Consider the following 19,074-nt stretch of genomic DNA (forward strand, 5'->3'; position numbering starts at 1 on the left):
GCGTACCGCTGGGCCGCAATTGCCTGGAACTGCCCGCAGGCCTGATCGGCGACGACGACGAGACGCCCGACGAGGATCCGCTCGCCGCCGCCGGGCGCGAGCTGGAGGAAGAAACCGGTTATCGCGCCGCCAGGCTGGAAGACATGGGCAGTTTCTATTCCTCGCCCGGCATGGTCAGCGAAAGCTTCACGCTGGTACGCGCTCGCGGATTGACCAAGGTCGGCGACGGCGGCGGGACCGAAAGCGAGAGCATCACCGTCCACCGCGTCGCGCTGGACCGCCTGCCGGACTTTATCGCCGCGAAGCGCAACGATGGTTGCGGGATCGACGTGCGCATGCTCTTGCTGCTGGGACAAGGAATTCTGGCAGGAGAGTGACAATGACTGGACGGTGTGCGGGCAAGCTCGCGCTGGTAACTGGCGCAGCGCAAGGCCTGGGGCGCGCGCATTCGACGCGGCTGGCTGAAGAGGGGGCACGGGTCCTGTGCACCGATATCAACGGCGCCGGCGCAGAAGAAACCGCGGCGAAGATCAACGCCCAGCTTGGCGCCGGCACCGCCTTCGCGATCCAGCATGACGTGACCGATCCCACCGCTTGGGAGGCCGCGGTTGACGCGGCACGCGAGAATATTGGCGGGCTCAACGTACTGGTCAACAACGCCGGCATCGGCGTGGGTGGCAACATCGAAACGTGCAAATTCGAAGACTGGCAGCGCTGCTTCTCGGTCAATGTCGACTCGATCTTCCACGGCTGCCAGAAGGCCTTGCCGCTGATGCGCGAGCATGCGCCCGGTTCGATCATCAACATTTCCAGCATCGCCGGGCTGATCGCCAGCGATACCATGCCGGCCTACAACGCCTCGAAGGCGGCGGTTTGGATGCTGAGCAAGTCGATCGCGCTGCACTGCGCGAAGAAGAACATGCAGATCCGCTGCAATTCGGTGCACCCCACCTTCGTCGACACGCCGATCCTCGACGGGACGGCGCGCAACCACAATCTCGACAAGGGTGTGCTGATGGACAAGCTGGCGCGGCAGATCCCGCTCAAGTTCGTGGGCGAACCCAACGATATCGCCAATGCGGTGGTTTATCTGGCCAGCGACGAGAGCCGCTTCATGACCGGTGCCGAGCTCAAGCTCGATGGCGGCATTTCGGCAATGTAGAATCAAGAGAGGGGCCAGACGGCCCCTCCCGGTTTTCTTTGATGTGAGCCACGGCCGGCACGAAAACCGGGACGGTTGGCGCGGGGCCGTGGTCAGTCTGCGATCAGCGCGATCGCAATGTAGATCAGGATGAAGCTACCGAAGCCGAGCAGTGCCCCTGCGACGAAGCCCAGGCGGACCCAGGTGGCGTCGATCCCGAAGTAACGGGCGATGCCGGCGCAGACACCCCAGATCTTGCCGTTGTTGCGGTCGAGCGCGAAGCTCTTGGCAGGACGGACGGCACGGTCGTCTTCACGGAACTTGAGGTCGTTCATGCCCAGACTCCATTCGGCGAGGCGGGGACGATGGCCGTGGCGAAAAAGATCACCGAGAGGGCCAGCGAGAAGGCAGCGGCGGTAAGCTTGCTGCTGGTTTCAGAGGTAAACATAGGTCCTTTCCTTGTATTCGTGCGAATGGTCAGCGCATCAGGCGATGAACACGGCGGGGCTGGCGGGGACGATCGCGGCGGCCATGCAGAGGGCCGAGATGCCCAGGGCGAAGACGGCGGCGAGGGCGCGGTTGCTGGCATAATCGAAAGCAGACATTGTGGTACTCCTTGAACCTTGGTGTTGGTCTCCCGGACCATCCGGGTGATGTCTCATAGATTGCATGAGGCGTGCCAAACTTGAAAAACGGCAGAATTCCGCCGTTTTTAGCTGAACCCACTGATCCGAGTTCATTCATCGATCCGAAAGGTTGGGATTTTTTCCCAACATTTAGATTTCCGTCTTTCGAGTGGCGACACAGGGCCTTGCGCGCTATCGATCCACCCGTCCCATGGCGCTCGATCGCATCACCCTGTCTGACTTTCGCAATCACGCCGCGACCGAGCTTTCGGGCACGGCGCGTTTCAACCTGCTGGTGGGCGAGAACGGAGCGGGAAAGACCAATGTGCTCGAAGCCTTGTCGTTGCTCGCACCGGGCCGCGGGTTGCGCAGGGCAGCATTGGGTGAAATGGCCCGTTCAGGCAGTACCGCTGGGTTCACCATCGGTGCGGACTTGATGCAGGAAGGCGAGCCGGTGCGTCTCGGCACTTATCTCGAGCTGGCCAGCCCGGGCCGCCGACGCGTGCGAATCAACAGCGCCGAAGCTACAGCAGCGGCCTTGGCAGAGTGGCTGGCGGTCACCTGGCTTACCCCCGCGATGGACGGCCTCTTCACTGGATCGGCGGGCGACCGGCGGCGCTACATGGACCGGCTGGCGCTCGCGCTCGATCCCGCCCACGCGCTGCATTCGACGCGCTACGAAGCGGCCCTGCGCGAACGCAATCGCCTGCTTTCCGACCAGCGCGAACCCGATCCGAGCTGGCTCGACGCGATCGAGGCGCAGATGATCGAACACGGCAGCGCACTGATGGCTGGTCGCGCACGACTGGTCGAAGCACTCGCCGTGCGCCTGGCTCAGATGCCTGCCGAACCCTTTGCCCGCCCCGCCCTCACCTACATGCCCGGCGCGCCGGAGCACGAAGGCGGCCTGTCGCAGGCACTCTACGACGGACGCCGTCGCGATCGCGCGGCCCAGCGTACGCTATCCGGTCCGCACCGTGACGAGCTCGACGTGATCCACGCCGCCAAGCGCGTGCCCGCCGCGCAAAGTTCGACCGGGGAGCAAAAGGCCATGCTGGTGGCGATGACGCTCGCCCATGCCGCCCTCGCCGCGCAGGGTCGCGCCAGCCTGCTGCTGCTCGATGAAGTCGCCGCGCATCTCGATCCGGTGCGCCGCGCCGCGCTGTTCGACCAGCTGCGGAGCAGCGGGGCGCAGGTATGGATGACCGGCACTGAACTTGCGCCGTTCGAAAGCGTTGCGAGCGAAGCCGCCACCTGGCGCGTCGCCGGCGGTTGCGTGGAGCGGGTTTAGCCTGCCGGAGGCAAGGCAGCCTCTACCTCTTCGAGCGTGTCCTCTACCAAGAGGTCTATGCCTTCAATCGTAGGGTGTATCCTGTCCTGCTGGAAAAGCTGCGGCTTGTCATAGATTGCCTCGAGCCAGAACGGCACCAGCTTGGCCCCATACTGCTTGGCGAGATCGCCGTAGAGTCCGTCAAACTCCGCCTGGTATTCGGGCCCGTAATTGGGCGGTGCACGCATGCCCATGAGCAGCACAGGGATCCCCCGCGACTTCGCCTCGGCCAGCATGGCGGTAAAGTTGGCACGGGTCTCACTGGGTTGCAGGCCGCGCAGCATGTCATTGCCGCCCAGCTCGATAATAATCAGGTCGGGCTTCACTCGTTGCCCGTCGAGCGCGAAGGCAAAGCGCTTGGCGCCGGCGGCACTGGTCTCGCCGGAGACAGCCGCATTGGTGATGATCGCGTTGATGCCCTGCTTGCGCAACGCAGCTTCAAGCTTGGTCGGATAGGAATGAGTCAAGCCCACGCCATAGCCCGCGAACAGGCTGTCGCCGAAAGCGAGGATGTGGCGCTCTGGCCCCGCGACCTCGATCCGCACGGGCGCGGCGGCTTCAGCCTCCGGCGCTTCGGTCACCGCCGCATCGTCTACCCCACCCCCGCAGGAAACGAGCAGCAGAGCAACAGACACTATCGACCAACGGCTGGCGATCATCGGCAAGTTTCCTTGTGCAACCTCATACCCCATGCCATCGCAGTGGTGTGACCACTTCTCAAGCCGCTATTTCCGCCCGCTCGCTCACCCTCACACTCGGGACGGCAGAGGCCCCGGTCGAAATCCTGCGCGGGATCGATCTCGACATCACCCGCGGAGAGACCGTTGCGCTGCTCGGCCCTTCCGGCTCGGGCAAGAGCTCGCTGATGGCGGTACTCTGCGGATTGGAGCGCGCCAGCGGGGGCTCGTTGCAGGTGGCCGGACAGGACTTTGCCGCAATGGGCGAGGATGCACTGGCCCACGCCCGGCGCGGCCGTATCGGCATCGTGCTGCAGGCTTTTCACTTGTTGCCGACCATGACCGCGCTCGAAAACGTGGCGACACCCATGGAACTGGCGGGCGAACCCGACGCGCAGGCCCGCGCCCGTGCCGAGTTGGAGGCCGTCGGCCTCGGCCATCGGCTCGACCATTACCCGCAGCAACTTTCGGGCGGCGAGCAACAGCGCGTCGCCATCGCCCGCGCCATCGCCCCACGCCCCGACCTGATTTTTGCCGACGAGCCGACCGGCAACCTCGATGCCGCAACCGGGCATGAGATCGTCGAACTGCTATTCGCCCGCCGCGCCGAAACGGGCGCTACCTTGCTGGTCATTACCCATGATCCCGAACTGGCAGAGCATTGCGAGCGGGTCCTGACGCTTGGCGATGGCCGCATCGCGAGCGATCGTCGCGGATGAGCAGCACCGCGATGAGCTGGTCGACCGCCTGGCGGATCGCCCGCCGCGACCTCAACGCGCGGTTCCGCGGATTACGCCTGCTATTGGTGTGCCTGTTCCTCGGCACCGGAGCCCTGGCAGCCATCGGGTCGCTCACAGCAGCGATCGAGCGCGAACTAGAAGCCAACGGGCGCCAGTTCCTTGGCGGCGACCTGCAGGTCGAGCTGTGGCAACGCTCTCTCAACGAGGAAGAACGCGCAGCACTTGCCGAATATGGCGATGTCTCCGCGGGAACGCGGATGCAGGCAATGGCGCGCTTCGCCGACCAGGCAGCCCCCATAGAGCTCAAAGCCGTCGACGAAAGCTACCCTCTCTTTGGCACATTGACGCTCGAGGACGGGCGGACTGTCGGCCCTCCCGATGGGGACGAAGCCTGGCTCTCTCAGGGCGCGGCGGACCGCCTTGGTGTGAAGTTAGGCGACTCAATCCTGATCGGGACGGCACAACTGCGGGTTGGCGGCTTCATCGCCGATGAACCCGACCGGCTTGGAGAAGGCTTCCAGCTCGGCCCTACCATCATTGTTTCGGAGGATCTGCCGCAGCGCGCCGGGCTGATCGCACCAGGGTCCATGTACCAGTCGAAAACCCGCGTGAAATTCAGTGGCAACCGCGATCCCGAAGCGGTGCAGGACTCCCTGAAAGCCCGTTTCCCCGATGCAGGGTTCGACATCGACACTGCCGACCGTGCTGCGCCCGGGACCGACCGCTTCGTCGATCGAATGGGCGAATTCCTGACGCTCGTCGGCCTTGCAGCGCTGGTGATCGCCGGGATCGGGATCGGCGGCGGGGTCACCTCATACCTCGATGCCCGGAGGCAGGGAATCGCGACGCTCAAGATACTCGGCGCCACGAGCGGCGATATCGCCCGCATCTACGCCTTGCAGATCATGGCGGCCGCGCTGGTGGGAAGCCTTGCGGGCATAGCCGCAGGTATCGCCATCGTTCCCCTGTTGGCGCAGGCGCTCGATGGCTTGCTGCCAGTATCGGCCGGCTTCGTGGTCGATCCACCCGCTCTCCTGCTTGCCCTCGCCTACGGCTTGCTGGTGGCGCTGGTCTTCGCCGCCCCACCATTGCTGCGGGCACGCAATTTCCCGGCCATGGCCCTGATGCGCGCGCGTGTCACACCGCTCGCCCGCGACCGAGCTGCGCTACTGGTCGTCGGAAGCGGACTGGCAGCGATCGTCGCGCTGTCGCTTCTCACCGCCGACCAGCCGATGCTTTCAGGCGGATTCCTCTTGGGGGCGGCGGTACTGCTCGGTTTCCTCGCACTGCTTGGGCTGGCAATCCGCAAACTGGCTGCCGTGCTCCCACGACCCCGCAGCCCCATCGCGCGAAATGCGCTCGCCAACCTGCACCGCCCCGGAAGCTCGACAGGCGCGCTAGTGACGGCGCTCGGATTTGGCCTATCGGCATTCGTGCTGCTCGCCGCAGTACAATCGGCCCTGGATGGCAATATTACCAAGCGCGTGCCCGAACGGGCGCCGGACTATTTCGTACTCGATATCCCGCGCGAGCGCGTGACGGAGTTCGAAACACTGGTGCAGCAGGCCGATCCCAAGGCCAACTGGCGGACAGTCCCGGCCCTACGCGGCTCGGTGCTCGCCTTCGGCCCCGAAGAGGGGATGACACGCACGGCCGACCTCGCGGAAATCCCCGACGGGGCATGGGCGCTTCGTGGCGAGCGCGGACTGACCTATGCCGACGAGGTCCCTCCGGGCAACACGATCACCAAAGGGAAGTGGTGGGGTCCGTTCTATGCTGGCGAACCGCAAGTCTCGATCGACGAGGATTTCGCCAAGGCCGCGGGCCTTGAGATCGGAGACATGCTCACCTTCGGCATCCTCGGCGTGGAGAAACAGGCCCGCATTTCCAGTTTCCGCCGGATCGACTGGGAAAGCATGGGGTTCAACTACGTCTTCGTGCTCAGTCCCAACGCCCTGCAGGACGTGCCGCACAATCTCGCGGCGACGATCGAACTGCCCCAAGGCACACCAACTGGGCCCCTGCTCCAGGCCCTGGTCCGCACATTCCCGTCTGCTTCGGTGATCGAAGTCGGTGGCGTGCTGAGCCAGGCACGCACGATCCTGGAACAGGTCGGGCTGGCCACACTCGCCGCAGCAAGCGTTGCAGTGCTCGCAGGATTGGCAGTGTTGCTCGGCGCCATTGCCGCCGCGCGTGCCGCGAGAACCTATGATACGGTCGTCCTGCGCGTGCTCGGCGCGGACCGGCAGCAGATCCTAATTATGCAACTGATCGAATATGCGATCCTCGCTGCCGCGCTCGCCGTAGTGGCGCTGGCGGTGGGCAGTTTTGCAGGCTGGCTGGTGGTCACCCAGCTGTTCGAGTTCGACTGGCTGCCCGACTGGGGGCAAGTGCTTGCGGTCCTGGGGCTGGGGCTAGCTATCGTGTTGGCGTTCGCGCTCGGCGCGTCGTTGCCGCTGCTGCGAGCCAAGCCTGCGCAGGCGCTGCGGGCGCTCTGACAGCGTCGCGAGCGCCCTGTCTCGGGCGGATGCGACCGCCTGACAGCTCATCTCGGAAAAAAGAAAGGGGGCCGATGGCCCCCTTTCCCTTTCATCTCGGATCGCCTGGCGATCAGAACTTGAAGCGGACGAGGCCGCCCCAGGTGCGCGGAGCGCTGGGGTAACCCGAAACCGTACCCGACTGTGCAACGCCATCGAACACTGTCTGGATGTATTCATCGTCCAGCAGGTTGCGGGCGTAGAGACCGAGTTCGATACCGCTGTCGAGCGCCAGGGTCATCGATGCATTGACCAGGTTCACTTCGCGCTTGAAGACACGCGTGTTACCCAGCGAAGCATTGAAGGTCGGCAGCCCGTTGTTCACATCGGTATTGCTCTCGTGGCTGAAGTCCACGCGAGTGATGAGGCGGTTCCCGCTGGCACCGAATTCGTGCGTGTAGGTCGCCGAAGTCGCAATGTTGTACTCGGGAATACCGCCCGGCCGCTCGCCCGACAGGTCGCCCACCGGGCTATCGGTGAAGCTGTTGTACTTCGGATCGAGGTAGGTCAGCGCGAAGGTGAAGACCAGGCCATCGACCGGCCGGATGCGGGTGTCGAGTTCGAAGCCCTTCACCGACTGTTCGCCGGCATTGTTGAGCTGGAAGCCGGTCCCGGTGAACAGGAACGACTGGAAGCCCTTCAGGGTCTGGTCGAACAGCGCGAGGTTGACGTTCAGGCCGTCCCACTCACCCTTGAAGCCGATTTCCCAAACCTCGGCGTCTTCCGGACCAGCGAAGCGCGAACCGGTGTTGAGGTTGGGAACCGCGATCCCGGCATCGAGCACCGGCGAAGACGGTGCAAGGAAGGTCGAGCGGACCGGTCCCGGCCGGTAATCGCCAAAGGTCGGGCGGCTGTCGCGCGAAAGGTTGATCGAGCTCGCCTTGAAGCCGGTAGCGTAGCTGACATAGCCGTTGATGCTGTCGCTGAACTGGTAGGCTGCCCGCAGCGTATAGCTGAGGTCATTGTCCCGGGTCCTGCCGTCTTCAACCGCATTCGGAATGCTGAGGAACGGCGGCTGGAACTGGAACGGCGTCAGGCCCAGAAGCGGGTTGCATGTCCCTTGTGCAGACGTGGGCGTGCAAGCCGTCGTGGCAAGCGCCTGCAGCACGTTGCGGTTGGCTTCAGGCAAGGCCAGGAACGCTGCGCGGCTGGTCACCGCACCGCCGGTCGCACCGGTGATGAACGCATCGACGAGGTTGATGTTCGCGAGTTCATCGTAGGCTACGCCGGTGAGGGCGAAGTCCTTCTTGTCGTGGGTGTAGTTGAAACCACCTGTCAGGACGAGGCCTTCGATCGGTTCGAAATCGACCGTGCCGAAGACCGACCACGAGGTGTTGTCCAGCGAGTAGTCTTCGGTGGTCAGCAGCCCCGGCGAGAAAATGCTGCCCTGCTGCAGGCCAAGCGCGGCTTCCACGCCATTGAAGACCTGCGGATTGCCAGCGAGCAGCGAGAAGAACGCGCGGCCATCGGCACCTGTGGTCAGGCTGCTGTCCTGCTTGACCTTCTCATCGAAGAAGAAACCACCGAGCAGGAAGTTCAACGGTCCGTCGAAATCCGAGCTGAGGCGAAGTTCCTGGGTGAAGGTTTCGACCTTTTGATCGCGAATTTCGTTCACGATATCGGCACTGGTGAAGTCGACGTCCTGATCGACGTAGTTCTTCAGTTCGCGATAGGCAGTGATCGAAGTTAGCGAAAGCGCACCGAATTCGAGATCGGCCTGAAGCGACCCGCCGTAGTTTTCGACCTTGTTGACCGGAACCTTGTTCAGATAGCTTTCGTAGCTGAAGAAGTCGGTGCTGAGCTGGCCGCCAACGCCAACCACCGCAAGCGCGGTCGGACCGGCGACGAGCGTGCTGACGACGCAGCAGCTTTCGTCGATCTTCGAATAGTCGGCGATAGCACGAATGCGAAGGTTGCCGGCCGGTTCGAACAGCAGTTGGCCGCGCGCGGTCCAGCGGTCACGGTCGTTGATATCCTCGTCGAGGTTGACGATCGTGCCATACCCATCGCGCTTGTTGTAGCTGCCGTCGACCGAGAAGGCGACCGTGTCGGTGATCGGGCCGGTGATGTCGCCCTTGATCTGGATGTTGTCGTAATTGCCGTAGCTGGCCTCGATCGAACCGCCGAATTCGAACTGCGGTGCGCGCGTGATGACCGAAATCACACCGGCCGAGGCGTTCTTGCCGAACAGGGTCGACTGCGGGCCGTTGAGCACTTCGATGCGCTGGACGTTGGCAAGGTCGTTGAGCGACGAAGCCGAGCGTGAGCGGAAGACGCCATCGATGAAGACACCGACTGAGGGTTCGATGCCGAAATTGTTGTCGCCGTTGCCGAAGCCACGGATGATGAAGGTCGACGAAGACGAATTCTGCAGCTGGCTGACACGCAGCGAGGGCGCCACGGTCTGGAGGTCCAGCACGTCGCGAATCTGCGCCTGCTCAAGCGTTTCCCCAGTGGTGACCGAAACCGAGATCGGCGTTTCCTGGAGTGTCTGCTCGCGCTTGGTTGCCGTAACGATGATGACGTTGCTGACTTCGACGTCTTCGTCCTGATCTTCGACGTCGGCGTCCTGGGCAAAAGCAGCAGTCGGGATGGCCAGCGCTGCGACGCCGGCAAGCATAGCGGTACGAACGGTCGCGGTACGGCCGAAACTAGTGCATTTCATGAAGGGTCCTCTTCTCACAAGACGTGTTCTTTTCTGCCGCGCAGTTAAAGGAGACACGCAAGCGCGCGGCGAATATGCGGGCCAGCCTGCCCCCTCAAGGACTTAGCCGACAAGCTACTAAGCTCGTTCGACGAGTGTGCCTTTGGCGTTACACCGCAACCGCTTGCCGCAATGCAGCATATCGGCTAGGGGCGCGCCCGAAGCGCGGCGCCCGACTTGCGGCTGCCGCTACGGCATCCTGAACGAAAGCACATTTCCATGTCCCGCGACCTGCGCAACGTGGCGATTATCGCCCACGTCGACCACGGCAAGACCACTCTCGTCGATCAACTTTTTCGTCAGTCGGGCACGTTCCGCGAAAACCAGCGCGTGGAAGAGCGCGCGATGGATTCGAACGACTTGGAAAAGGAACGCGGGATCACGATTCTCGCCAAATGCACCAGCGTCGAATGGAACGGCACGCGCATCAACATCGTCGATACGCCCGGCCACGCCGATTTCGGCGCAGAGGTTGAGCGCATTCTCAGCATGGTCGACGGCGTTATCCTGCTGGTCGACAGCGCTGAAGGCCCGATGCCGCAGACCAAGTTCGTGACTGGCAAGGCGTTGGCCCTTGGCCTGCGCCCGATCGTCGTGGTCAACAAGATCGACCGCTCCGACGCTCGCCCGCAGGAAGTGCTCGACGAGTGTTTCGACCTTTTCGCCAGCCTCGATGCTAACGACGATCAGCTCGATTTTCCTTCACTCTGGGCCTCAGGCCGTGACGGCTATGCGAGCAATGATGAAACCGCACGCAGCGGCGACCTCAATCCGCTGTTCCAGCTGATCGTCGATCATGTCCCCGCTCCCGGCCTCGACCCCAACGGTCCCTTCAGCTTCCTCGCAACGCTGCTCGACCGCGACAATTTCATGGGCCGCGTGCTGACCGGCCGCGTCCAATCGGGCACGGTCAACATCAACGATCCGATCCGCGCGCTCGATGCCGAGGGCAAGGTGATCGAGGTGGGCCGTGCAACCAAGCTGCTTAGCTTCGACGGCCTTGAGCGCGTTCCCGTCGAGCGCGCCGAAGCAGGTGACATCATCGCCATAGCCGGCCTCGAAAAGGCGACCGTGGCCAACACCATCGCCGACCCCGCAGTGACCGAGCCGATCCAGGCTCAGCCGATCGATCCGCCGACACTGGCGATGCGCTTTGCGGTCAATGACAGCCCGCTCGCCGGACGCGAGGGCAGCAAGGTTACCAGCCGCATGATCCGCGATCGGCTGTTCCGCGAGGCGGAAACCAACGTGGCGATCCGTATCACCGAGAGCGCCGACAAGGACAGCTTCGAAGTTGCCGGTCGCGGCGAATTGCAGCTCGGCGTGTTGATCGAGACCATGCGCCGCGAAGGCTTCGAGCTGGGCATCAGCCGCCCGCGCGTGCTGTTCCGCGAAGAGAATGGCCAGCGCATGGAGCCATTCGAAACCGTCGTCATCGACGTCGATGACGAGCATTCGGGCACGGTGGTCGAGAAGATGCAGCGCCGCAAGGCTGAGCTGACCGAGATGCGCCCGTCGGGCCAGGGCAAGACCCGCATCACCTTTTCCGCCCCGTCGCGTGGCCTGATTGGTTACCACGGCGAGTTCCTCTCGGACACGCGCGGAACGGGCATCATGAACCGCCTGTTCGAGAAATATGGCGCCCACAAGGGTCCGATCGAAGGCCGCCAGAACGGCGTGTTGATCTCGATGGTCCCGGGTGAGGCTGTTCCCTATGCGCTCAACGCTCTGGAGGAACGCGGCATCCTGTTTATCGGGGGCGGCGCGAAGATCTACGAAGGCATGATCATCGGCGAAAACGCCAAGCCCGACGATCTCGAAGTCAACCCGATGAAGTCGAAGCAGCTGACGAACTTCCGTTCGACCGGCAAGGACGACGCCATCCGCCTGACCCCACCCAAGGTGATGACGCTGGAGCAGGCGATCGCCTATATCGACGACGACGAGATGGTCGAGGTCACCCCGCAGAGCATCCGTCTGCGCAAGGCGATCCTCGACCCGCATGAACGCAAGCGCGCCAAGCGCAAGGGCGACTGAACAACACGAAACTCGGCTTGGCGGGCCGCACCGGGTCCGCCATAGCCATGCCATGAGCAAGCTGCGCTGGTACTGGAATCGGGTGAAGACCTACATCGGCAGGCCGCGCCTGGTGGTGCAGGACCGCCCGGTCGTGCTGGCCGATCATCCGCGCTGCGAGCACCCGCTATTCGTGGTCGGACCGCATCGTTCGGGCACGTCCCTGCTGCGCAGGATGCTCAACTCGCATCCCGATATCTCCTGCCCGCCTGAAAGCTTCTTCATCGCGGACTATGCCCGGATGGCACGGGACGATGAGGTGCTGGCGGGCTATTTGGGCCTGGGCTTCAATGCCGAACAGGCCCGTGCCGATCTCGAACGCAAGGCATCGGAACTGCATGAAGCCTTGCGGATCGCGCGGGGCAAGAAGCTATGGGCCGACAAGACCCCGCAATATGTGTTCCATCTCGATGCGATCGATCACCTGTTTGCGCAGCGTAACCGCTACCTGATGATCCGGAGGCATCCGTGGGACTCGGCCTTCTCGATCGCCGCCCGGGGCTGGCGCTTCAACGACACACCCGATCTTCTCGATGCTGCGCTGGTCCATGTCAGGAACTCGCTAGAAGCTATGGCTAGGTTCGAGGCCGCTTACCCCGAACGCTGCGCCTCAGTCGAATATGGCGCGCTTTGTACCAATCCCGAGGCTGAACTCGCACCCGCCCTCGCTGCACTAGGGCTGGAGTGGCATCCGGACATGCTCGAATTCGGGCAGAAGAAGCACAATTTCGGTCTCGAAGACCCTGTTCTCAGGGGCCAGAGGGATATCGTCCCTTCGCACGGCGCATGGCGCAGCTGGAACCGGGACGTCCAGGACCGCGCACGCACGCTGCTCGACCCCGCCGAGTTCGGCTACTCAACCGACGCCGAAGCGACAGCCCGACAGAAGGGAGACCAAGCCTGAGTCGCCGCGCGTTGCCACGGTCTCACCCTGGCGATAGGTTCGAAGCATGACCTCACCCCTTCCCCCGGTTTACGAAACCAATCGGCTGATGCCGCAGCGCGGCTTTTGGGACCTTGCCGTGGGCGAACGCTTCCCGCTTCCTTCGCGCACATTGGGCGATGGAAATTTCGCAGCCTTTCAGGCCGTCAGCCTCGACAACCATCCAATCCACTATGATGCAGAGTACTGCCGCGCACTGGGGCACCCCGGGCCGCTGGCACATGGGTTGCAGGTGCTGTGCTTCACAGCGGCCGGAGCAGGAACCTTTCCACATGTGGTGGGTGAATGCCTGGTCGGCATGATCGAAGTCCGCGCGCGGATCCTCAAGAGCGCCTACCCCGGCGACACGCTCTATCCCTGCCTTGAGATATCCGAACTCAAGCCGCAACGTACGACGGGGGTCGTCACCATGCGCGCAACGGTCGACAACCAGCGCGGCGCGCGCGTGCTCGACGGCGAACACGTCTACCTGCTCAAGCTCTAGCACGCCTCCGCCAGTCCGCTGCCCTAGCCAGCGTGGTATCGCCCTGTTAGCTGTGCCGCCATGCAGACAGGTATTTTGATTTCGCTCGCACTCTACTTTATCCTGATGCTCGCTATCGGCGCCTACGCCTGGAGCAAATCGACCGACAGTTCCGAAGGATACCTCCTCGCTGGACGCAATCTGCCTCCGGCAGTAGCGGCCTTGTCGGCAGGCGCCAGCGATATGAGCGGCTGGCTGCTGCTTGGCCTCCCCGGCGCGCTCTATGTCAGTGGCCTGGTCGAAGCATGGATCGGGATTGGGCTTTTCGCAGGCGCGCTGGTCAACGGGATCGTCGTCGCACCCCGCCTGCGCAAGCAAACCGAGGAACTCGGAAACGCACTGACCATCCCCGAATTCCTCGCCAACCGCTTTCCCGACAAGGCGGTGGCGCTGCGGATCGTCTCGGCGCTGATCGTGGTGCTGTTTTTCTCGGTCTATACCGCGTCGGGTCTCGTCGCGGGCGGCAAGCTGTTCGAGACCAGCTTTGCCGGGGCGTTCCCCGACCTCGGAATGAGCGACTATATGCTCGGCATCTGGATCACCGCTCTCGTGGTTCTCGCCTACACCATGGTGGGCGGGTTCCTTGCCGTCAGCCTGACCGATTTCGTACAAGGCCTGATCATGGTCACTGCCCTGGTGGTCATGCCCCTGGTCGTGATGTTTGGCCCCGGCGGTAGTGCCGGCGGATCGCTGGCGGAGGTACCGGTGCCGGGCTTCCTAAGCCTGACCCAAGGCCTCACGGCGCTGGGCTTCATCAGTGCCGTAACATGGGGTCTCGGTTATTTCGGCCAGCCGCATATCATCGTGCGCTTCATGGCCGTCCGGTCGATCAGGGAAGTGGCTACTGCGAGGAACATCGGCATGGCCTGGATGGGCGTTGCACTGGTCGGGGCCCTCGGCATCGGGCTTGCCGGCCGCGCCTATGTTGAACGCAATGGACTGGTCGTTGACGATCCTGAGACAATCTTCATCGTCCTCGCCAACCTGTTGTTCCACCCGCTGGTCACGGGCTTCCTGCTCGCTGCGCTGCTGGCGGCGGTCATGTCTACGATCAGCTCGCAACTGCTGGTGGCTTCTTCCTCGCTGACGGAGGACTTCTACAAACTGTTCCTGCGCAAGCAGGCCGGAGAACGCGAGAGCGTCAATGTTGGTCGCATCTGCGTTGCATTGGTGGCGCTGGTCGCAATCGCGATTGCCAGGGACCCTGGCAGCGGTGTCCTGGCGCTGGTTTCCAACGCCTGGGCCGGATTTGGCGCTGCCTTCGGGCCGCTGATCCTGCTGTCCCTGACCTGGAACCGGATGACCGGCGCCGGCGCAGTCGCCGGACTGGTGACGGGGGCGACGGTCGTTGCCGCATGGATCGCGCTGGGCTGGAATGCTGCACTGCCGGGCTTAGACGGCGGGCTCTACGAAATCGTCCCCGGCTTCATCGCAGCGTGGCTTGCCATCGTAGTGGTGAGCAAGGCCACCGCACAGGACGCCGTATTGCAAGGGAGCTGAGGCATGGCCAAGATTACCGGGCTTGGCGGCGTATTCTACGTCGTGAAGGATCCCGCAGCGACGCGGGCATGGTACCGCGAGGTTCTCGGCATTGACGGCGACTATGGTCCGCAGATGAACTGGTCGGAGGAAACTTGCGACAGGCCCTATTCGCTGATCAGCCATTTCACCGACGATGCGTACATCAAGCCCGGTCGTGGGGAGTTCATGATCAACCTGCGGGTGGATGATCTCGATACCTTCCTCACCCAACTCGCGGCCAAGGGCGTCGAGGTGCTCGACAGCACCGACGAAGGCTACGGGAAATTTGCCTGGTTGCTCGATCCTGACGGGGTGAAGATCGAGCTGTGGCAACAGGTCGCAGCGCCCGACTAGGCCAATGCGTCATTAGGGAAAAGTTAACCATGTTGAGGAAAGATCCGGGCATGCGACCGCATCCCGCCCTGACCCTTCCTCTCCTCCTGTTGGTGGCGGGATGCGGCGCTGTACCTGAAAGCCGAGAGCCGCGCCGGGTCAATCGGGAGGCCGGCGTCCCGATGGTCGCGCAAATGCGGCCGGAAGCGCAGCAGTGCCAGGCCGAACTCGGCAAGACCGGATCCAGTTTTGCCCCCTTGCCCGACAAGTTCTATGGCGCAGGCTGTTCGGCGCTCAATGCGGTCAAGCTCGACCGCATCGGCGGCGACAGGGGTGAGTTCGCGGTAACCAATCTGGGGCCGCTTGCCTGCCCCGCAGCCAATACGCTTGCAAGCTGGGCACGTTTCGGTGTCGATCGCGCAGCAAGGCAGATCATGGGTAGCCCGCTCTCCCGGATCGAGACCATGGGCAGCTATTCCTGCCGCAATGTCGCCGGAACCGTGCGCCTTTCAGCACACGCTCGGGCCGAGGCGATCGACATTGCCGCCTTCGTGCTCGAGGACGGCCGGAGAATCTCGGTACTCGATGGCTGGAATGCATCGGCTAAAGAACGCGAGTTCCTGCGGACGGTGCACCAGAGTGCGTGCAAGCGTTTCGGCACCGTCCTCGGCCCGGACTACAATGCGGCGCACCGCAATCACTTCCATCTGGAATTCGGCGGCAATTCCTACTGTCGATAGGTCGGGGGTGCGCCCCGATTCATCAGCCAGTATGGACGCGCAACCGATGGGCGAAACGGGTTTGGGGTTCCGGTCGCGGAAATGGAACCAGACCGTGGCGTGGGGTCTCCGTGCGGGGCCGAGGCACCGTCTGACGATGCGCCATCGCTCCGGCCGACCGGCAGCGCCAGGCAGCATAGGCATCCGCTTCCATTGCAACCTGTTTCACCGTTACCGCCAGACGCTCTTCATTCAGTGGCAGGCGAAGATAATCGAGTGCGCCAGCCTTGATGGCCTGCGCCACGCAGGATGGCCGCGGTTCGAACGACGTTCCGACCACCGGCAGCCATATCCCTTCAACCGCAAGTATGCGCAGGACCTGCGCCACTCCGCCCATGTCAGAGTCGTCAAACGCCAGGATGATGCCGGCATCGGGAGCACGCACCACCAGTTCGGCGATATCGGCATAGATTTCGCAATCGAACCCCAACTGGAAGCACAGGTGAACCTGGTCTGCCCGGGCATGGATCGAACCACCGACGATATGCAGGGTCTGGGCCTGTTCCATGAGCAGGAGTTTGCCGCAATTCGCCGCAATTCGAAATTCGTGCCAATACGTATAGCGAGTTAACGCCTGACCCGCAGCACTTGGGCGACCCTATCCCTCGTCGCGATGGAAGGTGTAGTCGGGAAGCGAATGAAATGCGTTCTTCAACGCATCCCCCCAGTTGGACGAAATCGCCTGGAAATAGGGATCCTCGGCCGTCACGCGATGCTGATGGGTGGGGGCGAAGCTGTCGCGCTCGATGACCTGTAGATCGAGCGGGAGGCCGACGGAAAGGTTCGCCTTGAGCGTGGAGTCAAAGCTTACCATCAGCAGCTTCACGCCATCTTCGAGACTCATCGACCGATCATAGCCACGCAGGATGATGGGTCGGCCATACTTCGTTTCACCGATCTGGAAGAAAGGGGTGTCATGGCTCGCCTCGATGAAGTTTCCTTCCGGGTAGACCATGAACAGGCGCGGCTCCATGCCGGCGATCTGCCCGGCAACGATGATCGAAGCGGTGAAGCGCCCCTGCCCCCTTTCGCCATTGGCACCCTGGCTATCGGTGATCGTCGAGCGCAGGAGCCGCCCAACCTCGGTCGCCACCTGGAACATGGTGGGGCTTTCCAGCAGCACGTTGAAGCGTTCGTCAGGCTCCTTGGTTCGCTCTTCGAGTTGGCTGATCACCGCCTGCGTCGAGGCTAGGTTACCCGCCGTCAGCAGCGTGATGATCCGTTCGCCCGGCACCGACCAGGTGAACATCTTGCGGAAGGTGGAGATGTTATCGACGCCCGAATTGGTGCGCGTGTCGCTCATCAACACAAGCCCCTGATCGAGCACCATTCCCACGCAATAGGTCATCGAATCGCTTCCCAAGCAGCTATTGCTGCTGCACTTGCTTCTGTTCGACCGCCACGTCCACCTTGAGCACGGTCGAGGCAGTCCCGAAGCTGATCCCGGTGACCGGTGCCGCATCCCGGTAATCGCGTCCGGTCGCAACCCGAACGTAACGGGCATCGGGACTGATGCCGTTGGATACGTCAAAGCCAACCCAGCCGAGACCTTCGACGAAGGCTTCTGTCCAGGCATGGCCTGCATCCTGCTGCACGCGATCATTCATCATCAAATAGCCGCTGACATAGCGCGCCGGTATTCCCAGCAGGCGGGCAATTCCGATGAAGATATGGGCGTGATCCTGGCACACGCCGGCACCGAGTGTGAATGCCTCTTCCGCCGTGGTTCGCGCATGGGTTGAACCCGTCTGATAGGAAACATGCTCCAGGATCGCGCCGGAAAGGCGATGAAGCAGTTCGATCCTGTCGCCGTCACCGTCGCCCATCTCGCGCGCCAAACGGCGCATGCCCGGACCCGGACGCGTCAGCGGCGTTTGGCCGCAAAAGCTCCACAAAGGCAGATGGCCTGCGTGTCTTCCGATCACACCCGCATGGTCGTGGGTATCGACCGTGCCATGGCAAGTGACCGTAACGTCCTGCGCGCCCCTTTCGACCGAGATCAATGTCACGGTGTTGTGGTTCTGATCCTCGTAGGTCAGTTCGGCGTGAGCATTCTCGTATTCCATCGTCCAGTCGAGGATTTCCTGCCCTTGGGTTTCCTTGGGCGTCAGCCGCAACCGCTGCAAAGCGTGCACCACCGGGGCATCGAAATGATAACGCGTGGTGTGGCGGATCGATAGGCGCATCAGGCAAGGAACCGGTAATCATGCGCGATCGCATCGGCGATCGCAGCATTGCAGGACATGAAATCGACCAGGAATTCGTGCAGCCCCTGGTCGAATATCTCGTCGATTCCCAGGCTCGACAGGCGGGTATCGGCGTCGCGCATCAGCGCGTGGCATTCACCCTCTTCCCCATGAAGCCGTGCCAGCGCGGCCAAGTTTTCGCGCAAAGCGGCATGGCAGAAGGCAAGGCTGCGCGGGAACCGATCGTCTAGGATCAGAAACTCGCAAATACCGCGTGCGTCGATCTGTCCGGCGTTGAGCCAGCGGAATGCGCGATCTCCCGATACCGATCGCAAGACCTGGTCCCATTGCCCCGTATCGAGGCTCGACCCGACATAGGACAACGAGGGCAGCAGCAGGTAGTATTTGACGTCGAGTATGCGAGCGACGCTGTCCGCCCGTTCGATAAAGGTGCCGGCGCGCGCGAAATGATAGCCTTCCTCGCGCAGCATCGATCCGGCCATTGCGCCATGTGCCAGGGTTCCCGCCCGCCTGACGGTTGCCACGGTTTCGAGCACACGATTTTCTCCGACCGGGCGAGCAAGCTGTTCCTTCATCAGCAGCCAGCTTTCGTTGATCGCCTCCCACAATTCGGTGGTGATCGCATTGCGCACCAGCCGGGCATTGTGGCGGACCTGGCCGAACATCGCGAGGACCGATTTGGGATTATCCCTGTCACGCAGGATGTAGTTCCAGGCCTGCATGCCGGTGTAGGTGCCGTTCTTCGCCTCATAACCGGCACGCTGTCCGGTTGTCGCGAGGACCGATCGCCACTCCTCTTCGGCGGTTGCGATATCGCGCGTGAGCGCCATCCGCAGGCCGGCGTCGAGCAGGCGCGCCGTATTTTCGGACCGTTCCAGATAGCGGAACATCCAGAACAGCCCATTGGCGGTACGGCCTAGCAAGTGCGCCTCCCCAC

20 protein-coding genes are annotated in these 19,074 nt (G+C 63.0%); 11 read left to right on the forward strand and 9 right to left on the reverse strand.

Annotation, left to right across the window (positions count from 1 at the left end; translation table 11 throughout):
- Both AAFM29_RS10135 and AAFM29_RS10140 read left to right on the forward strand, forming a co-directional pair.
- The coding region (locus AAFM29_RS10135) for an NUDIX hydrolase (protein WP_341712687.1) at positions 1 to 377 on the forward strand (377 nt) is incomplete at its 5' end.
- A gap of 2 nt (positions 378 to 379) precedes the next feature.
- On the forward strand, positions 380 to 1,162 hold the full coding sequence (locus tag AAFM29_RS10140) for an SDR family oxidoreductase (protein WP_341712688.1): 783 nt from the start codon (positions 380 to 382) through the stop codon (positions 1,160 to 1,162).
- 92 nt (positions 1,163 to 1,254) lie between these two features.
- On the opposite strand, the gene AAFM29_RS10145 is transcribed toward AAFM29_RS10140, so the two are convergent.
- The 3 genes from AAFM29_RS10145 to AAFM29_RS10150 are packed head-to-tail and all read right to left on the reverse strand — an operon-like array spanning position 1,255 to position 1,746.
- Positions 1,255 to 1,476, reverse strand: a complete 222-nt coding sequence (locus AAFM29_RS10145) for a PspC domain-containing protein (RefSeq protein ID WP_173212303.1) — start codon at positions 1,474 to 1,476, stop codon at positions 1,255 to 1,257.
- The gene (locus tag AAFM29_RS18090) at positions 1,473 to 1,589 is read right to left on the reverse strand and encodes a recombination protein F (protein ID WP_371830733.1); all 117 of its coding nucleotides are present in this window, start codon (positions 1,587 to 1,589) and stop codon (positions 1,473 to 1,475) included. The genes AAFM29_RS10145 and AAFM29_RS18090 overlap by 4 nt, the downstream gene beginning before the upstream one ends.
- Before the next feature lie 37 nt (positions 1,590 to 1,626).
- Entirely contained in the window at positions 1,627 to 1,746 is a 120-nt protein-coding gene (locus AAFM29_RS10150) for a recombination protein F (RefSeq protein WP_341712689.1), read from the reverse strand.
- Between the two features lie 232 nt (positions 1,747 to 1,978).
- On the opposite strand from AAFM29_RS10150, the gene recF reads away from it, so the two are divergent.
- Positions 1,979 to 3,058: a DNA replication/repair protein RecF gene (recF, locus tag AAFM29_RS10155; protein ID WP_341712690.1), complete on the forward strand. Its 1,080-nt coding sequence runs from the start codon at positions 1,979 to 1,981 to the stop codon at positions 3,056 to 3,058.
- On the opposite strand, the gene AAFM29_RS10160 is transcribed toward recF, so the two are convergent.
- Positions 3,055 to 3,756, reverse strand: a complete 702-nt coding sequence (locus AAFM29_RS10160) for an arylesterase (RefSeq protein WP_341712691.1) — start codon at positions 3,754 to 3,756, stop codon at positions 3,055 to 3,057. The genes recF and AAFM29_RS10160 overlap by 4 nt on opposite strands.
- A 47-nt stretch (positions 3,757 to 3,803) precedes the next feature.
- Between AAFM29_RS10160 and AAFM29_RS10165 the strand changes: the two genes are divergently transcribed.
- The gene (locus AAFM29_RS10165) at positions 3,804 to 4,493 is read left to right on the forward strand and encodes an ABC transporter ATP-binding protein (RefSeq protein WP_341712692.1); all 690 of its coding nucleotides are present in this window, start codon (positions 3,804 to 3,806) and stop codon (positions 4,491 to 4,493) included.
- The gene (locus AAFM29_RS10170; RefSeq protein WP_341712693.1) at positions 4,490 to 7,012 is read left to right on the forward strand and encodes an FtsX-like permease family protein; all 2,523 of its coding nucleotides are present in this window, start codon (positions 4,490 to 4,492) and stop codon (positions 7,010 to 7,012) included. The genes AAFM29_RS10165 and AAFM29_RS10170 overlap by 4 nt, the downstream gene beginning before the upstream one ends.
- A gap of 112 nt (positions 7,013 to 7,124) precedes the next feature.
- Here the strand turns inward: AAFM29_RS10170 and AAFM29_RS10175 are convergent, their stop codons facing one another.
- Positions 7,125 to 9,716 (reverse strand): TonB-dependent receptor domain-containing protein, encoded by a 2,592-nt coding sequence (locus AAFM29_RS10175; RefSeq protein WP_341712694.1) that lies wholly within the window; start codon positions 9,714 to 9,716, stop codon positions 7,125 to 7,127.
- A 258-nt stretch (positions 9,717 to 9,974) separates the two neighbouring features.
- Between AAFM29_RS10175 and typA the strand changes: the two genes are divergently transcribed.
- From typA to AAFM29_RS10205, 6 genes are read left to right on the forward strand one after another with little or no spacing between them, the layout of a single operon-like run.
- Positions 9,975 to 11,792, forward strand: coding sequence for a translational GTPase TypA (typA, locus tag AAFM29_RS10180; protein WP_341712695.1), 1,818 nt, complete (start codon positions 9,975 to 9,977; stop codon positions 11,790 to 11,792).
- Between the two features lie 52 nt (positions 11,793 to 11,844).
- Positions 11,845 to 12,735, forward strand: a complete 891-nt coding sequence (locus AAFM29_RS10185; RefSeq protein ID WP_341712696.1) for a sulfotransferase — start codon at positions 11,845 to 11,847, stop codon at positions 12,733 to 12,735.
- A gap of 46 nt (positions 12,736 to 12,781) precedes the next feature.
- Positions 12,782 to 13,258 carry a MaoC family dehydratase gene (locus AAFM29_RS10190; protein ID WP_341712697.1) on the forward strand — a complete coding sequence of 159 codons (477 nt, stop codon included), beginning with the start codon at positions 12,782 to 12,784 and terminating at the stop codon, positions 13,256 to 13,258.
- 60 nt (positions 13,259 to 13,318) lie between these two features.
- Positions 13,319 to 14,797, forward strand: coding sequence for a sodium/proline symporter PutP (gene putP, locus AAFM29_RS10195; RefSeq protein WP_341712698.1), 1,479 nt, complete (start codon positions 13,319 to 13,321; stop codon positions 14,795 to 14,797).
- A gap of 3 nt (positions 14,798 to 14,800) precedes the next feature.
- Complete coding sequence (locus tag AAFM29_RS10200; RefSeq protein WP_341712699.1) at positions 14,801 to 15,172, forward strand: VOC family protein; 372 nt, start codon at positions 14,801 to 14,803, stop codon at positions 15,170 to 15,172.
- 50 nt (positions 15,173 to 15,222) lie between these two features.
- A complete protein-coding gene (locus tag AAFM29_RS10205; protein ID WP_341712700.1) occupies positions 15,223 to 15,891 on the forward strand; it encodes an extensin family protein in 669 nt (222 codons plus the stop codon).
- A 22-nt stretch (positions 15,892 to 15,913) separates the two neighbouring features.
- Here the strand turns inward: AAFM29_RS10205 and AAFM29_RS10210 are convergent, their stop codons facing one another.
- The 4 genes from AAFM29_RS10210 to AAFM29_RS10225 form a co-directional block, all read right to left on the reverse strand.
- Entirely contained in the window at positions 15,914 to 16,438 is a 525-nt protein-coding gene (locus tag AAFM29_RS10210) for a hypothetical protein (protein ID WP_341712701.1), read from the reverse strand.
- 90 nt (positions 16,439 to 16,528) lie between these two features.
- On the reverse strand, positions 16,529 to 17,278 hold the full coding sequence (locus tag AAFM29_RS10215; protein ID WP_341712702.1) for a proteasome-type protease: 750 nt from the start codon (positions 17,276 to 17,278) through the stop codon (positions 16,529 to 16,531).
- 19 nt (positions 17,279 to 17,297) lie between these two features.
- A complete protein-coding gene (locus tag AAFM29_RS10220) occupies positions 17,298 to 18,116 on the reverse strand; it encodes a transglutaminase family protein (RefSeq protein WP_341712703.1) in 819 nt (272 codons plus the stop codon).
- A complete protein-coding gene (locus tag AAFM29_RS10225; protein WP_341712704.1) occupies positions 18,116 to 19,060 on the reverse strand; it encodes an alpha-E domain-containing protein in 945 nt (314 codons plus the stop codon). Before AAFM29_RS10225 ends, AAFM29_RS10220 begins: the two co-directional genes overlap by 1 nt.
- Positions 19,061 to 19,074: the final 14 nt, after the last annotated feature.

The sequence above is a fragment of the Erythrobacter sp. genome (assembly GCF_038133525.1).
Lineage (GTDB): Bacteria > Pseudomonadota > Alphaproteobacteria > Sphingomonadales > Sphingomonadaceae > Qipengyuania.

Excerpts from the sequence above, each read along its gene's own strand:
- AAFM29_RS10170 (WP_341712693.1), top strand. The coding sequence starts at position 4,490 with ATGAGCAGCACCGCGATGAGCTGGTCGACCGCCTGGCGGATCGCCCGC.
- recF (WP_341712690.1), top strand. The coding sequence starts at position 1,979 with ATGGCGCTCGATCGCATCACCCTGTCTGACTTTCGCAATCACGCCGCG.
- putP (WP_341712698.1), top strand. The coding sequence starts at position 13,319 with ATGCAGACAGGTATTTTGATTTCGCTCGCACTCTACTTTATCCTGATG.
- AAFM29_RS10185 (WP_341712696.1), top strand. The coding sequence starts at position 11,845 with ATGAGCAAGCTGCGCTGGTACTGGAATCGGGTGAAGACCTACATCGGC.
- AAFM29_RS10145 (WP_173212303.1), bottom strand. The coding sequence starts at position 1,476 with ATGAACGACCTCAAGTTCCGTGAAGACGACCGTGCCGTCCGTCCTGCC.
- AAFM29_RS10210 (WP_341712701.1), bottom strand. The coding sequence starts at position 16,438 with ATGGAACAGGCCCAGACCCTGCATATCGTCGGTGGTTCGATCCATGCC.
- AAFM29_RS10205 (WP_341712700.1), top strand. The coding sequence starts at position 15,223 with ATGCGACCGCATCCCGCCCTGACCCTTCCTCTCCTCCTGTTGGTGGCG.
- AAFM29_RS18090 (WP_371830733.1), bottom strand. The coding sequence starts at position 1,589 with ATGTTTACCTCTGAAACCAGCAGCAAGCTTACCGCCGCTGCCTTCTCG.
- AAFM29_RS10175 (WP_341712694.1), bottom strand. The coding sequence starts at position 9,716 with ATGAAATGCACTAGTTTCGGCCGTACCGCGACCGTTCGTACCGCTATG.
- AAFM29_RS10160 (WP_341712691.1), bottom strand. The coding sequence starts at position 3,756 with ATGATCGCCAGCCGTTGGTCGATAGTGTCTGTTGCTCTGCTGCTCGTT.
- AAFM29_RS10150 (WP_341712689.1), bottom strand. The coding sequence starts at position 1,746 with ATGTCTGCTTTCGATTATGCCAGCAACCGCGCCCTCGCCGCCGTCTTC.
- AAFM29_RS10220 (WP_341712703.1), bottom strand. The coding sequence starts at position 18,116 with ATGCGCCTATCGATCCGCCACACCACGCGTTATCATTTCGATGCCCCG.
- AAFM29_RS10190 (WP_341712697.1), top strand. The coding sequence starts at position 12,782 with ATGACCTCACCCCTTCCCCCGGTTTACGAAACCAATCGGCTGATGCCG.
- AAFM29_RS10215 (WP_341712702.1), bottom strand. The coding sequence starts at position 17,278 with ATGACCTATTGCGTGGGAATGGTGCTCGATCAGGGGCTTGTGTTGATG.
- typA (WP_341712695.1), top strand. The coding sequence starts at position 9,975 with ATGTCCCGCGACCTGCGCAACGTGGCGATTATCGCCCACGTCGACCAC.
- AAFM29_RS10140 (WP_341712688.1), top strand. The coding sequence starts at position 380 with ATGACTGGACGGTGTGCGGGCAAGCTCGCGCTGGTAACTGGCGCAGCG.
- AAFM29_RS10200 (WP_341712699.1), top strand. The coding sequence starts at position 14,801 with ATGGCCAAGATTACCGGGCTTGGCGGCGTATTCTACGTCGTGAAGGAT.